This window comes from Colwellia sp. MB02u-9 (assembly GCF_014077085.1).
GTDB lineage: Bacteria > Pseudomonadota > Gammaproteobacteria > Enterobacterales > Alteromonadaceae > Cognaticolwellia.
In genome coordinates, this window is record NZ_JACGVF010000102.1 from 74,824 (window position 1) to 90,898 (window position 16,075).

The following is a 16,075-nucleotide window of genomic DNA, read 5'->3' on the forward strand; positions in this document are numbered from 1 at the left end:
CTGCCTTGTAACACGACCAATAACAAATTTTATACGATGAAAGCCTCTATCAGGTAGAACAACTCAGCAGAAAAAACCAAGAGAACTTTTTTAAATGATTTTTTTCTGATAAATCGCCTTATATTGTACTCAATGGGCTAATTCATCCTTTCAATTTTCCTAAGAAAGTTTGGGCTTATATTTTTTAATCACGCGCCTCGTATTTTTCTCTGCTATAATCGCGCGCTTCGTTAATATGACTTTTATTTCTGCAATCGTGCGCTGTGTGAATGTGGTAAATATGACATTTATCATCAAGGTATTTACTTTGTCGGTTAATAGGTCATTGTTAGGCTTTGAAAGTGTGTAATATCACGCTTGTCTCTATTGTAAAAAATTAATTTAGGTAATGTATGAACTTAGCGTCACTCCAGAAAACAACTCCAAAACTATTCGATTACCCTAAGTATTGGGCAGAATGCTATGGAACCGCACCATTTTTGCCGATGTCTCGTCAAGAAATGGAGGTGTTAGGCTGGGATAGTTGCGATATTATTTTAGTAACTGGCGACGCTTATGTTGACCATCCCAGTTTTGGTATGGCCGTTATTGGTCGTATGTTGGAGTCACAAGGCTTTCGCGTCGGCATAATTGCTCAACCTGATTGGCACTCAAAAGACGCCTTTATGCAATTGGGTAAACCTAATTTATTTTTTGGTGTCACCGCCGGCAATATGGATTCAATGATTAACCGCTATACGGCCGAAAGACGTATGCGCCATGACGATGCTTATACCCCGAATGATGAAGGTGGCAAACGTCCCGACCGCGCGGTAACCGCTTATACCCAGAAATGTAAAGAAGCCTATAAAGGCGTACCTATTATTATTGGTGGTATAGAGGCGAGTTTACGCCGAGTCGCTCATTATGATTACTGGTCTGATAAAGTGCGTCAATCGGTACTATTTGATTCCAAAGCTGATCTGTTAATTTACGGTAATGCTGAGCGTCCACTCATAGAAATTGCCCATCGTATTGCCAATGGTGATGATGTTAAAAATATTACCGATGTACGTGGTAGCGCATTTTTAGCAAACCAAGTATTACCCGGTTGGAAAGGCATAGACTCTCGAAGTATTGATAAACCGGGAAAAATAGACCCTATCTATAGCCCATATCAAGACATGACATCGCCTGACTGCGCGACGACATCAGCCGATGCAGCAGCTGCTGCCGCTGAAGACATGGTAAAAAACGCCGCTGAAAAAGATGTGACTAAAACCGCACAACCGATACAATTAAGTGAATTTAGAGCCACTGCACATAAGAATAAATCATGGGAAGATAAGAAAAAACCGTGGGAAACTACGTACATTAACTTACCAACCTTTGAGCAAGTCAGAGACAACAAAACGCTTTATGCGCATGCCTCACGTATTTTTCATCAAGAAGTTAACCCAACATCCGCTAAACCTTTAGTGCAAAAGCATGGTAGCCGACTTATTTGGTTAAACCCGCCGGCTAAACCGTTATCTGAAGCAGAAATGGATGGCGTTTTTGGTTTACCGTATCAACGTGTACCTCATCCTATTTATGGTGATGCTAAAATTCCTGCTTACGACATGATAAAAACGTCAATTAATATTATGCGTGGTTGTTTTGGCGGTTGTACCTTCTGCTCAATTACCGAGCATGAAGGCCGTATTATTCAAAGTCGCTCTGAAGACTCTATTATTGCCGAAATTGAAGATATTAAATTGAAAGTGCCTGGTTTTACTGGCGTTATTTCTGATCTTGGCGGACCCACCGCTAACATGTATAAATTAAACTGTAAAAGTGAAAAAGCAGAAGCTACCTGTCGTAAGCCATCCTGTGTTTGGCCAACTATTTGCGGCCACTTAGACACCGACCATACCCCAACAATTAATTTATACCGCAGAGCACGGAAAGTTAAAGGTATTAAAAAAATACTTATCGCTTCAGGTGTAAGGTACGACTTAGCGATTCAAGACCCTGAATATGTTAAAGAACTGGCGACTCACCATGTGGGTGGTTATTTAAAAATTGCTCCTGAACATACTGAAGAAGGGCCATTAAATAAAATGATGAAGCCTGGTATGGGCAGTTATAACAAGTTTAAAGAAATGTTTGACCATTATTCTAAACTTGCGGGTAAAAAGCAGTATTTAATCCCCTACTTTATCTCAGCACATCCGGGCACTACCGATTTAGATATGGTTAACCTTGCGCTATGGCTAAAGGAAAACGACTTTAAACTTGATCAAGTACAAAACTTTTATCCTTCACCGTTAGCAAACGCCACTACGCTTTATCATACTGAAATTGATTCATTGCGTAATGTTAAAAAAGACAGCGCAACCGTATCTGTGCCAAAAGGCACTATTCAGCGTCGTTTGCATAAAGCTATATTGCGTTATCATGATCCTGCAAACTGGGGCATTATTCGTGACGCCTTAACCAAAATGGGTCTGGCAAGAAAACTGATTGGGAGTAAACCCGGTTGTTTAGTGCCTAATGAAAGCAGAAATGAAAGCCAACAAATGCATTTTAAAAACAACGGCAAAGGTAAAAATAATGCCCAAGGGAATAAAACCTCACCAGGGCAAGAAAAGCGTTACGGTAAAAAACCCATCACCGCTAAAAAAGCTAAACCGGGCGATAAGGCCAAACAAGGCTTAACGCGTTTTTCTGATAATCAGTTTAACGACAGAAAACCTAAAAAAGGCCAAATAAAAGCAGTATGATGTTGAAATTTATTGCTGTGATTAAGGTCTATTTATTAGACCTTAATCAGGATAATGACTCACTTGTCTAAACTCTCTATTACAAACTTAATGGCAAAACCCCCTAGTACGTGGTTTAAAAAAAGTATTATAAGTTTAGCTGACGCTATATTGTGTATTAAGCAGTTAAGCAAACACTACCATGCCATGGGTTTAGCTGGTTTAGAAAAAGTCGCATTCACTGAGGCTTTTATTCAACAGTTAGACCTAAGGGTTGAGACCGCTGATGCCAACCTTTTAAATGTACCAAAATCAGGCGCTGCTATTGTTGTTGCAAATCATCCCTTCGGTGGTATTGAAGGGATTGTTTTAGCGAATATTTTATCGACAGTACGCCCTGACGTAAAAATTTTAGCGAATAAAGCGCTGAAAATCTTTCCTGAATTAGCCGATTTTTTTATTTTCACTAATCCTTTGTCAACTGGCGCCAAGGGAAACTTATCTTCTCTTCGCCAATGCCAACAACACCTTGAAAAAGGTGGATTACTGGTGATATTCCCAGCAGGCAGAGTGAGTTACCCTGAGACTATTTTTTCTCCTATAACCGACCACCCTTGGAATCGATTAGTCGGCTCCTTAATGAATAAGTTTCTTTGCCCGGTGATCCCCTGCTTTATTGGCGGAAGGAATCGAAAACGCTTTTATTGGCTGGGACATATATATTTCAGGTTAAGGTTATTGATGTTGATTCGTGAGATGCTGGCAAGTGATAAAAAAAATATTCCCATCACCTTCGGCAAAGCTTTACAGATAAAATCAGCACAAGGTAATATTCAAATGAGTACAGATTTAACGCGCTTATCAACCTACTTACTTGATCCGGTTTATCGACAAAAGTGGCCTGAAACATCAGCAAAAAAAACACCCGAAGCCATGCAACCTCTAGCAAAATCACAGGCCAAAGGGCAACTATCTAAAGAAGTTGACGCACTAGCTAAAGCACAACAATTAGTTCATTACAAAAGTTATGTCGTTTGTTATGCAACACGCGCACAATGTCCTAGTGTTGTTGAAGAAATAAGAAAACTTCGAGAAGCAAGTTTTAGATTGTTAGATGAAGGCAGTGGCAATCCACAAGATGGCGATGACTTTGATGATACTTATACGCATTTGTTTATTTTTGACCAAAAAAATCAATCTATTATTGGCGCCTACCGAATGGGCCAAACTGATAAATTATTAAAGACAGATGGTATGAAGAGTTTATACCTATCAAAAATGTTTAACTTCGACACTGCGTTTATCAACCAACAGCAAGCCTGCTTAGAAATGGGTCGCTCATTTATCGTTTTGGCACATCAACGTAGTTTTCACGGCTTGTTATTGTTATTTAAGGGTATCAGTGCTTTTATTGCTCAGCATCCCCAATACCGAGTGCTTTATGGCACGGTATCGTTAAGCAAGCAATACGATCCACTAAGCGTTTTATTAATAGAACAGTTCTTAGTTACCAAAACCGATAAAGTAATGGCAAAAGAAAGTTTTAAGCATCCTATTCACCATGAATTATTAAGCTACTTAAAACACAACCCAAAAGATATTGAAACATTAGATACACTGATAAAACAAATTGAGCCTGACGGTAAAGGTTTGCCGGTACTAGTGAAACAATATCATCAGCTAGGGGCTACGTTTCACTGTGTAGCAATAGACCCTAATTTCGCCTCTACACCCGGATTATTACTGAGCGTAGATGTACCTAGCGCCCCGAAACGATTATTAAAACTCTATTTAGGTGATAAGCTTGAGGGTTATTTAGCTAAAGTAAACGCTAATACTTCGTCATGATATTTATCAAACTAAGTTGTTATGGTTGATAAAATGTATAGTTTATAATTTATAGATGTCTCTGTGCTAGTTCAATCTAGCTTGGACTTTAGACCATCAGGTTAAATGAAACTTAACTGTTTTGACCTAAAAATAACACCTGCTTCAGATGGCTATTACCTATCACGTTAATTACCCGCTGAACAGTTGACGGAGTGAAGTCCGACCTACAAAAATAGCCAAGGCTATATCATTCACCTATAGGCTCTATGTAGCTTGAACTTTAATCCACTAGGTTAAATGAAACTTAACTGTTTTGACCTAAAAATAACACCTATTTCAAATGTCTATTACCCATCACGTTAATTGCCCGCTGAACAGTTGACGGACTAAAGTCCGACCAACAACAAAAGTGCCATGCGCTATATTATCAATCGTAAAAATTTTTGGCTAAAATACTCATTCTCTTTAACCTTTTAAGCAGTAGACTTCATAACTTGGCAACAGTGTAGTGAAGCAGAGCCGTATAGATAGGCATTAAGACTTAACTTATCTCACATTGTTGCTTATCAAACGTAGCGGTAGAAGAAGCTAAACCAAAATCAATATCGTCAAACTTTCCTCCTAATAATTGGTACGCGTGCTTTAAAGCTGCATAGTGATGAATCGCATGGCTGCTAGCAAACATTAACTCTCGAGCTAAGGTGCTTTTTACTGCAATGATATGGCAACTACCCATACCCACGTCAGAACGAACAGTAATGATTTCATCTAAAGAGTCCTCAGTTAAAGACTTTATCCATGCTTGTATCACCACTAATTGCGCTAACGCTACCTGTCGACTGGTTTCAACCAACGAACCTCTTTTACGCAATTCGTAATCAACCACCTGAGTGGTAAAGCCTGACTTAACAGAGTGATAATGGTCTATTATATGACGTACGTGCGTGCCCATAGGGCTAGACTTTCCAGCAATGTTAACGCCATATTCTTGGTCAGTGAGTTGTTCAACAAAATTTATTCCTTGCTGAAGTGTTGCAACATAATGCTGACATGATTTTATCGTTTTTATAATTTTTTTTATTCCGATTATTAATGATACTCGTTAATTAGAACCATAATAGCGTAATTTAATTTCATTTTATTGCTTTAATGATAAGCAGTTATCAAATCACCGTGACTAATGTAAAACAAATAAAAAACCTGCACATTCAAGCCTCACTAGAATTCCAAACAACGTCATCATACTGTATAATCTCGCGCATTATTTAAGGTTAAACTTAGATTAAAGTTCAACTTACACTCATCTACACAATCGCTACGGAACTTATATGTTAGCTGCAAACAATATTACCCAACAATTCGGTGCTAAGCCGTTATTTGAAAACATTTCACAAAAATTTGGTGGCGGAAATCGCTATGGTTTAATCGGGGCCAATGGCTGCGGTAAATCAACCTTTATTAAAATTTTAGGTGGTGATTTAGAGCAAACCTCGGGTAATGTTAATTTAGATCCAAATGAGCGCATTGGTAAACTTCGTCAAGACCAGTTTGGTTTTGAAGCAACGTCTGTCGTTGACACCGTTATTATGGGCCATACTAAATTGTGGGCAATAAAAGAAGAGCGTGATGAGATTTACGCTTTGCCTGAAATGAGTGAAGCAGATGGTATGCGTGCCGGTGATTTAGAAGCTGAATATGCTGAAATGGATGGTTACAGCGCAGAAAGTCGTGCCGGCGAATTATTAATGGGTGTCGGTATTCCTGTCGATCAACATTATGGTTTAATGAGTGACGTTGCCCCAGGTTGGAAATTACGTGTGCTATTAGCCCAAGCCTTATTTTCTAATCCTGATATTTTATTACTTGATGAGCCAACCAACAACTTGGACATTCACACTATTCAATGGTTAGAAGAGACCTTGAACGCACGTGATTCAACCATGATCATCATCTCGCATGACCGTCACTTTTTAAACAGTGTTTGCACCCACATGGCTGATCTAGATTACGGTGAATTACGGTTATTTCCGGGTAACTATGACGAATATATGTTGGCGTCTACGCAAGCTAGAGCGCAATTAATGTCTGACAACGCCAAGAAAAAAGCACAAATTGGTGAACTACAAGCTTTCGTGGCGCGTTTCTCTGCCAATGCTTCAAAAGCAAAACAAGCAACGTCTCGTGCTAAGCAAATTGATAAAATTCAATTGGCCGATGTAAAAGCATCAAGTCGTGTTAATCCGTTTATTCGCTTTGAACAAGACAAAAAATTATTCCGTAATGCTCTCGTACTTGAAAGTATGAGCAAAAACTTTGGTGATAATAAGGTCTTAAGCAACCTTAACATGATGATTGAAGTTGGTGAGCGTGTCGCCATTATCGGACAAAATGGTGTGGGTAAAACTACATTCTTACGTACTCTAATGGGCGAAGCTGAATATCAGCCAACATCAGGTTTATATACTTGGTCAGAAAACGTTAACATTGGTTACTACGCGCAAGACCATAGTTATGAATTTGAAAATGATATGACTTTATTTGAATGGATGAGCCAATGGCGTCAACCTAGCGACGACGAACAGGCCGTTCGTAGTTATTTAGGACGTTTATTATTCTCTGCTGATGACATTAACAAATCAGTAAAAGTACTTTCAGGTGGCGAACAAGGTCGTATGTTGTTTGGTAAAATCATGATGCAACGTCCAAACATTCTCATTATGGATGAACCAACAAACCATATGGATATGGAATCTATCGAGTCATTAAACATGGCAATGGAGCAATATGAAGGCACTATTTTGTTTGTGAGTCATGACCGAGAATTTGTCTCAAGCTTAGCGACTCGTATTATCGAATTAACAACCGGTGGTTACACTGATTTTGCTGGTGGCTACGACGAATATTTAGCGTCAAAAGTATAAATTAGTCATTTAGGTAAACGTACTGTAATAAAGCTATCATGAGTTAATTTTGATAGCTTTATTTTTTATTATTTCAATTGCTATTACGCTATTTTAAGGAGCCATTGTGCTCAGTTATCGCCATGCTTTTCACGCCGGAAATTTTGCTGATGTTTTAAAACATTCGGTATTAACCTTAGTACTAGAATATATGACCCGCAAAGATAAGGGCTTTTATTATATTGATAGTCATTCGGGCGCTGGCATGTATCAGCTGAGCGACGATTACGCTCAAAAAACCGGTGAATATAAAAACGGTATTGCTAAGTTAATTGAAAATGAAGACTTACCCGAAGCCCTGCAGCCGTATATTGATTTAGTCAAAAATTTAAATCAGGAAACTGGAGAACTTACACTCTATCCTGGCTCTCCAGGTATTGCTCGCCAATTTACTCGTCGACAAGACAGCGCACATTTATTTGAGTTACACCCGACTGATATTGAACACTTAAAAGCATATAGCCAACGGTGGAATAAGTCCCATGTTAAGCAATCTGACGGTTACCAAGGTGTGTTAGGTTTAGTGCCGCCGCCGAACCGTCGTGGTGTAGTCTTAATTGACCCACCTTATGAGTTAAAAGAAGATTACTTAAAAGCCGTTCGTACGGTTGTTAATGCTTATAAAAAATTTGCTACTGGCACTTACATTTTATGGTATCCAGTCGTTAAACGTGAACTTGTTGAACAAATGCAGAGCGCCTTTACCAAGAGTGATGTGCGTAACTTAATACAAGTAGAATATTGCCAAGATGCAGATACTGAAGAATATGGCATGACCGGCACAGGCTTATTTATTGTCAATCCACCATGGCAATTAACTAGCCAGTTAGATGAAATACTCCCCTATTTAAAAACAAAACTTGGTCATACTGAAAGTCAGTATAGTGTTAAGCAATTAATTAGCGAATAAGTAAAATAACCTGAGCTTTGGCTAAGTACATTTTAGCCTTCAAAAAAATATATTGCCAAATCTCAGGTCATACAGTACAAAAACTCATTGCACCACAATGCGAGGATCATAAGGGTTAGTTGCACAGCCTTTGACATTTACTTCGTAGTAATAGTCACCTGTATTTTTAATTTTACAACGCACTTCACCATCGCGACCTGCTTGATATTCACATCTTTTGAAAGGCGAACCCTCGGTAAAACGAATATCAAAGGCATCACCCGTAGTTGTTTGCCAAGCAATATATTTCTCCTTTTGTGAACAAACACATTCGGGATCATTCCTACAGGGGTTTTTACTCTCTGAATATAACAATGCACAATTACTTTCATTGACGGAGGGAGTTACCTTGATTGCGCAATGTGTTGAGGGGTCAACATGAATGAGCAATTCTTTATCTTTAGCGCTGTTGCTAGCAGCAAAAGCTGCCAAGGAAGTTGTCGCTATTAAGAGTATTAAACCGCTGATCATTTTTTTCAGTAATTTGATATTTTGGCTATTCATTGAATTTTCCTTATTCAGGTTAATGGATTCAAACAATTTCTTTTATCCAATGTTTATAGTCGTAAAACTGAGGATCCGCCAATAAAAGCTGTCGGGGATAGCCTAAAAAGATAGCTTTTTTAATAAATGGCTTCATGTCATTAACGTCGAAGCAATTAATAGCTACTATGGCTAAGTCATAATAAATATAGGGATCATGCACGTTATTGTTAAGTACTATTTCTTGGTGTTTCTTTGCCTGGTCACATTGAGTTAATTCAGAGTAATAACGAGATATTTGTGCTTGCAGACTTGGATCCTTATCATTTATAACCGCATTTTTTTGAGCTAAATCAAGTCCCTTTTTATAAGCCGCTTGAGCCTTTAGTGTGCTATTTTCACTGTACTTAAATGCATCACCCAAATTACCCCAAACGGTAGGATCTAATGATGATAATTCAGCACTTTGTAAATACATTTCAGCGGCATTTTCAAAGCGCTGCATAAAAAACAGTACGGTACCTAAATTTGAAAAAGTTAATGCTGTTGGCTTAATTGCCAGTGATTTAGACCAAGCAATGTTGGCCTGCTCAAAATTTAGTACCATATAATAAACAGCCCCTAAGGCATTATAGGCCATAGCCGTGCTGTTATTGATTAGTATTACCTTATTAAATTGGCTAATTGCATCTTCATAACGGCCCGAATTAAACAAAAACAAACCGTAATCATAGTAATTTTTCCAATTACCTAGCTCAAAACTAATCGCTTGTTGATATAAACTTTCAGCCTTATCACTTTGCTCTAATTTTGCGTATAAATCAGCCAATGAAATAAAAACTTCACTGGACTCTGGTTTAATTAGTTTTGCTTTGTTTAAGTGTGTTTCAGCTTTTTCATATTGGCCATTGACACGATAAAGTCTACCAAGTGCTAATTCTGATTCAAACGATACGGTCCGATTGCTGGCAATTAATTGACAAACATTTAAACCTTTTTCGTATTCCTTTGTATCATTGCTCAGTAAATATTTATCCAAGTAGGTTTGACATAAGGCTGACGAAGCTTGAATAAAATCAGGGTCCAATTGTAAGGCAGTAATAAAGAGTTTTTCTGCTGCGACTAAGCTGTTGATGTTTTTTGAATTTCTGTACTTTTCTTTGCCTTGTAAATAAGCATCATAGGCTGCAAAATTTTCTGTTGGCATGGCATTTATTTTGTTCTCTGCGTTATCGCCAACGATAAGCAAACGCAATGCATTAGTAATTTTACGAGACAAGTCACTATAGAGTATAACCAGCTCATCTATTGAGCCCTTAGATTCATCAGACCAAACCTGAAAGCCAGTCACAACATCTGTCATGATAGTGTTAATAATTAATACACTGTTGACAACTTTAGAACGCCCTTCTACGATATATTTAACGCCTAAAATATTTTTAATTTCTTCAATGCTTGCTTTAGGTTCTAATGCATTTATCGCCCTTATTGAAGACACCTTAAATACAGCTTTTAATGTTAATAGATTTACCAGCTCTTCTTGCAAACCTGAAATGAAATATTGAGGATTATTGTCTAAATCGGTTGCATGAAAAGGCAAGATAGCAACAGCATTTTCAACCACATTGGCGATGGGCGCTTTGTTATCAACAATGACATTAAGTGGCTGTGAATTACTTTCTCTTTCTATTTTCTCAATAAGATGAGTAGACAGGTAATATATAATCAACAATATTATTAATATACAGAAACTATCGACAGAAAGTTGTTGATAAATAAATCGGTGGTTTTTATTGTTTTCATACGCAAACTTTTTTCTTATTTTAAATTCTTTATACCACTGAAAACTAATAACAAGAGGAAAGCCAATAACTAAACATAAAGCCCCCACCTTACCCCCCCAAGTTGGCACATCAAAAATAGGTAATATAATTGAGAATACTTGTAATAAAACCCAAGATACCACTAAATAAGCAGCACTAGCGTTAATTAAACGGCTACTTTTTAATAATGAAAATGACAATTGCCATTTTTTTTCTGAGCCACTAATTTGGTGTACCTGATCAGCGGGGAACGGCCAAATACTATTCACTGACTTTGCCACTGTCGGTAAAAGCATACGATAACCTTTGCGAGGAATAGTTTGGATATAAGTGGGACATTCTTTGTGATCATCAAGTACATGTCTAATTTCACTGATGACGTGGGTAACATTGGTTTTTGCCGCATGATTATCACCCCAAGCAAAAGCCGAAATTTGCTCTCGCGAGACAATCTCACCATTAGTCGATGATAAATAAAGTAGAACCTCCATCGCTTTAGGTGCTAAGTGGTATCGTTGAGCATTTCGAATAACGATGCCTAAATCAGGTTCAATCACTAAACTACCTAATTGAAAGCCCTGATGTAGCTCCGCATCTACAACAAAGTGCTGCCTAACCTTGTCTAATGAAACTGAGACTTCTGGTTCATTGCTCGCTGACACGTGATGCTAACCTCACAAAAAAGAGCACAACATGCCTTTAGGCACTCTTTATAAATTTTAGGGTTTAATCAAAATATAAGTATTGTTGAGATTAGAAAAAATAGCGAGTAGTCGCTATGATCAAGCCGCCTCAGCGCTCATTTAGTTAAGGTTTTTCTGTGGTTGTTAACAGAGATTTTTTCAAAAAAATCTCTAATTGTTACAATGGATGGCCCATCATAAATACTTAAGTGAATTCACAATCAAGCACTATAGAAATAAAAAACCCGCTATACCTTTTTAATATTGAGGCATAGCGGGTTTATAAAAGCTTAATGGTTAAGATAACTGATCAGGATCAATCCACTTCGTCGATAGCCGAATTATCAATATCTTGTGGGGTAACTGCTTGCTTACGTTTTAATACCGGTAACTCACCAGCGTCTTCCGCTAAAAAGGTATTCTTAACAATTTTCTTTGATTTTGGTTTCTTAGCTACTACGACTGACTTATTGCTATCTTTTACTTTGCTATCGACTTTCGCTTTCTTAGGTTTAATACCTTTGAACTTAGCTTTTAAGCCATCAACAGTATCAAAAGTCAGCTTTTGTTGCAGAAAGCCTTCTACATTTTTAAAGCTTATCCAGTCTTTAGGTCCAACAAATGAAATAGAGTCACCTGTGCTACCTGCGCGGCCAGTGCGACCAATGCGATGAACAAATTCTTCGGTATGCTTTGGCATATCGAAATTAATAACGTGCGAGACATTAATTAAATCTAATCCGCGAGACGCTAAATCAGTCGTGATCAGTATTTTTTGCTGCCCTTTACTGAAACCGTCCATTATTTGATTACGTTGACCTTGGTTTAGCTCACCACTTAAGGCAACAGCACTTAAGCCTTGCTCAGTTAATAATGTCGACAACCTGTCGGTATCGGCGCGGGTCGCAGTAAATATGATTATTTGCTGGTGATCTTCAGTCGCAATAAAGTGTGCCAGTAGCTTTTCTTTATGGCTTAAGTTATCACAAAGATAAAAACGCTTAGTAATGTCTTTATGTTCAGTATAGCCACTGCCGATAGCGACACGCTTTGGCTTTTTCAATAATGCTAAAGCAAAGTCATTAACTTGTGCATGATCTAAAGTCGCAGAAAACAGCAGCGTTTGGCGTTTACGATGATCGGCAGCTTTATTGATTTGTGATAACTGATCGGCAAAGCCTAAATCTAACATACGATCTGCTTCATCAAGGATGAGTAATTCTAAACCACTCAGGTGAAAATGCCCTTGCGAAAGGTGATCGGCTAAACGCCCTGGTGTAGCAACAATAAAATGAGGTTCTTTTTCTAATACTTTAACTTGGTCGTTAAAATTTTCACCGCCAAGAATAAGTACCGCTTTAAATGCAGAACCCGATGTAAACATTCTTAGCTGAGTAAAGACTTGCTTGGCTAATTCGCGAGTTGGCGTTAAAATAAGCACACGTGGATCACGCTTACTTAAGGCTCTATTTTTTGACAAGCGCTGCATCGCAGGAATAATAAAGGCTAACGTTTTACCTGAGCCGGTCTTAGATGAAGCAATCAAGTCATGACCTGCCATGGCGGCAGGAATTGCCTGCTGCTGAATTTCACTAGGCTCACTAAAACCTAAATGTTCCACAGTTGACATTATTTTACTATCCAATCCAAAATCACTAAACTGCAAGCTTACTCTCCACGTTATTTAACTTATATCTGTTAGACAATATAATTGTTACAGACACATAAAACCAAAAATATAATAGTGTATTGTAACCTGTAATTGCCGATGTTTAGCCAAACTATTTTGGTTTAAAAAGAATTATTTCTAATCTAGCTCATGGTTGCTCGTTTGTTTGATTTAAATTCACCTGTTAATAGCTTATTTGCGCTAATTAAATACCAAAGAGTAAATCAACACATAAGTTCAAGCAAAGTTTCATTTACCCTAACTAAAGCAGCAGTATATGCAGGTAAATATATCGGTTGTTTAACAAAACGATTAGAATTAGTTGATACTTAATACGATTACAGGTTATTCAACTGTAAGTCGATTAGCAAAGCGATGATGTTTTATAGCTTAATGGCTCAGCTTGTTAGTAAAGTTAAATAAGATAGAAGATCCGTAAAGGCCTAGTGTGGAATAACTAAGTAAAATAAATTAAATTAACACTGTTGAATAGAAATAAATAAATGAATCCAGATGCTCCCTTCTCGCCATACACAGTTATAAAAGCAGTAAAGACAGATAAAAAAGATATATTGCGCTTTTATAAAAACCAGCAATATGCAGCAAGCTTTATCGGACATGACCAATGTTATATTGTTAAAATTAATCAGTGCATTATAGCGAGTGTAATCATATCTGCCGGTCAAGAGCCGGGGAGTTTTTGGCTACTACATGGCTTAGTTACCGACAAAGCTCAACGTGGTAAAAATATCGCAAGCTTAATGCTACATGCCATTATTTCTGATAAAAATGAGCGAAAACAAGCAAGATATAAGAACATTATTTGCTTTGCTGATGAGGCGTTACAAACATTTTATTTATCAAATCACTTTATTCATCATAACACTTGTGACGACATAGCTCAGCTACCCATAGAGTTTAAACAACGATTGATTCGTTATCGAGAGAAACAGAAAAATTTACACTGCTTTCGTTGCAGTGTAAATGATTAAACCGAGCAGCGGTTAATTTCTGTTCTATGCTAATAACCGTATGTAAGAGCTATTTTACCATTCAAGCCATTTTACTTGCTCTCTGAACTAACTAAAAAATCAGCTTCCTTGAAGATCAGTACAGTTTTCAGATCGCTAAAAATTTGCAGTAAAATATTAACTTGATTTTTAAATCTCTAATGACTACACAAGGTAAGCGCTAGCGCAGACTATTTTTAGCCGCTGTTAGCGTATTTTTTAATAAACAAGCAATTGTCATTGGCCCTACGCCACCCGGAACAGGCGTAATAGCTCCACATTTAGCAATAACCGCATCATAATCTACATCGCCAACCAGTTTTGATTTGCCCTCATCGGTTAAAACTCTATTGATGCCTACATCAATAATAGTAGCCCCTTCTTTAACCCAAGCAGCTTTAACAAATTTAGCAATACCAACAGCGGCAACTAAAATATCAGCTTGCTGACATACTTCAGGTAAATTTATGGTTTTAGAGTGCGCAATAGTTACCGTACAATTTTCTTGCAGTAACAACATAGCCACAGGCTTACCAACAATATTAGATCGACCGATAACAACAGCATGCTTACCAGATAAATCATCACCTAAATGTTGTTTTACCAAGATCACACAACCTTGTGGCGTGCAGGGTACAATAGCCTCTGTTTCACCATTAAATAATCGACCAGAATTTATTGCATGAAAACCATCAACATCTTTATTAGGACTAATAGCTGAAACAATAGCACTTTCATCTATGTGTTTTGGTAAAGGTAACTGAACTAGAATGCCATGGACGCTACCATCATTATTTAATTTTTCGATCTGACTTAGTAAATACTCCTGAGAAGTATCACAGGGTAATTTTATCTCATTGGAGATCATACCAATTTCTTGTGTTTGTTTGACTTTATTTTTTACGTAAATATGGCTAGCAGGATCTTCACCAACAAGCAGCACGGTTAAACTCGGCTGAATACCATGACATGATTTAAACTCAGTTATTTCTACCGCTAATTTATCTCGTAATTTTTTAGCTACTAACGTTCCATCAATATTCATTATTATTGTTCTCACTGGTTAAATCAAAATAGTACCTGGCAATTAACACCATTTGATTAGTCAAGCCATCTACTTTTTAATGCAAAAAATAGATAAATACAAAGCATAAAATTTTATAAGTAATTATTCTATTTATAACACTATATTTTTCATATTAACCATTAAAAATGAACAGATAATTAATCAACTTGGTATAAGTACAAGAATACACTAATGCTATGATACTTATCGAAGTTTTAGGTGCTTAATACGTCAAGCTATAAGGCGTTTCAAGTTGCAGTAATACCATTTTGATTAAATTTGTGATCTAATTGGTTTCATTTTTCATACATTGATATCAGTCGTTATGATCACACTTGAATCCATTGATTTTAAATCTCTTATAGCAAAAGAAACTAATGGGCGAATGCGGGTTCGTTTGATGGCGCTTTCTCATATCAAAAGTGGCGCTAATAACACACAGACAGCACGAAACTTACATATTAGTCGACGTATTGTTAATGACTGGGTTAAAAGATTTTATGAACATGGTCTTGATGGTTTAAAAGAAAAACCTCGCTCTGGTCGACCTTGTAATCTCAATGAACAACAGCTCTCTCAGTTAAGCCAGTACATTCATGATAATAGTATTAAACTCAAAGGCGGAAGACTTAAAGCACAAACACTTGTTACTTATATTACGCAAGAATTTAAAGTCGACTATTCAATTGATAATATTTATCGGCTTTTACATCAGCTAGGCTTCTCGTGGATAACGAGTCGGTCAAGGCACCCGAAGCAATCAGATGAAGTACAAGAAGCTTTTAAAAAAATTCGAAATGGAAATGATCCGTACGATCCCGTGGAATGTCAGCCTTAAAAATGTAGATGTGTGGTTTCAAGATGAAGCACGCTTTGGCC

The 16,075-nt window shown here is 37.4% G+C and carries 11 protein-coding genes; 6 read left to right on the forward strand and 5 right to left on the reverse strand.

Going from position 1 to position 16,075, the window contains the following annotated elements:
• Positions 1 to 392 precede the first annotated feature (392 nt).
• Together H4J65_RS17830 and H4J65_RS17835 are read left to right on the forward strand one after the other, a co-directional pair.
• Entirely contained in the window at positions 393 to 2,744 is a 2,352-nt protein-coding gene (locus H4J65_RS17830) for a YgiQ family radical SAM protein (protein WP_182182650.1), read from the forward strand.
• 63 nt (positions 2,745 to 2,807) lie between these two features.
• The gene (locus H4J65_RS17835) at positions 2,808 to 4,571 is read left to right on the forward strand and encodes a lysophospholipid acyltransferase family protein (protein WP_182182648.1); all 1,764 of its coding nucleotides are present in this window, start codon (positions 2,808 to 2,810) and stop codon (positions 4,569 to 4,571) included.
• Between the two features lie 523 nt (positions 4,572 to 5,094).
• Here the strand turns inward: H4J65_RS17835 and H4J65_RS17840 are convergent.
• On the reverse strand, positions 5,095 to 5,643 hold the full coding sequence (locus tag H4J65_RS17840) for a DinB family protein (RefSeq protein ID WP_182182685.1): 549 nt from the start codon (positions 5,641 to 5,643) through the stop codon (positions 5,095 to 5,097).
• Positions 5,644 to 5,881: 238 nt separating this feature from the next.
• Between H4J65_RS17840 and H4J65_RS17845 the strand changes: the two genes are divergently transcribed.
• Both H4J65_RS17845 and H4J65_RS17850 read left to right on the forward strand, forming a co-directional pair.
• Positions 5,882 to 7,474, forward strand: a complete 1,593-nt coding sequence (locus H4J65_RS17845) for an ABC-F family ATPase (RefSeq protein ID WP_182138405.1) — start codon at positions 5,882 to 5,884, stop codon at positions 7,472 to 7,474.
• Positions 7,475 to 7,580: 106 nt separating this feature from the next.
• A complete protein-coding gene (locus tag H4J65_RS17850; protein ID WP_182199017.1) occupies positions 7,581 to 8,423 on the forward strand; it encodes a 23S rRNA (adenine(2030)-N(6))-methyltransferase RlmJ in 843 nt (280 codons plus the stop codon).
• Between the two features lie 84 nt (positions 8,424 to 8,507).
• Here H4J65_RS17850 and H4J65_RS17855 read toward each other — a convergent pair whose 3' ends face one another.
• From H4J65_RS17855 to H4J65_RS17865, 3 genes are all read right to left on the reverse strand, one after another.
• Positions 8,508 to 8,966 (reverse strand): hypothetical protein, encoded by a 459-nt coding sequence (locus H4J65_RS17855; RefSeq protein ID WP_182199018.1) that lies wholly within the window; start codon positions 8,964 to 8,966, stop codon positions 8,508 to 8,510.
• 28 nt (positions 8,967 to 8,994) lie between these two features.
• On the reverse strand, positions 8,995 to 11,430 hold the full coding sequence (locus tag H4J65_RS18235; protein WP_182199019.1) for a tetratricopeptide repeat protein: 2,436 nt from the start codon (positions 11,428 to 11,430) through the stop codon (positions 8,995 to 8,997).
• Between the two features lie 337 nt (positions 11,431 to 11,767).
• The gene (locus tag H4J65_RS17865) at positions 11,768 to 13,117 is read right to left on the reverse strand and encodes a DEAD/DEAH box helicase (protein ID WP_182182639.1); all 1,350 of its coding nucleotides are present in this window, start codon (positions 13,115 to 13,117) and stop codon (positions 11,768 to 11,770) included.
• Positions 13,118 to 13,623: 506 nt separating this feature from the next.
• Here H4J65_RS17865 and H4J65_RS17870 point away from each other — a divergent pair.
• Positions 13,624 to 14,112: a GNAT family N-acetyltransferase gene (locus H4J65_RS17870; protein ID WP_182199020.1), complete on the forward strand. Its 489-nt coding sequence runs from the start codon at positions 13,624 to 13,626 to the stop codon at positions 14,110 to 14,112.
• A gap of 199 nt (positions 14,113 to 14,311) precedes the next feature.
• Here the strand turns inward: H4J65_RS17870 and folD are convergent, their stop codons facing one another.
• Positions 14,312 to 15,175 carry a bifunctional methylenetetrahydrofolate dehydrogenase/methenyltetrahydrofolate cyclohydrolase FolD gene (folD, locus tag H4J65_RS17875; RefSeq protein ID WP_182199021.1) on the reverse strand — a complete coding sequence of 288 codons (864 nt, stop codon included), beginning with the start codon at positions 15,173 to 15,175 and terminating at the stop codon, positions 14,312 to 14,314.
• Positions 15,176 to 15,521: 346 nt separating this feature from the next.
• Between folD and H4J65_RS17880 the strand changes: the two genes are divergently transcribed.
• Positions 15,522 to 16,034 (forward strand): IS630 family transposase, encoded by a 513-nt coding sequence (locus H4J65_RS17880; protein ID WP_182199022.1) that lies wholly within the window; start codon positions 15,522 to 15,524, stop codon positions 16,032 to 16,034.
• Positions 16,035 to 16,075 lie beyond the last annotated feature (41 nt).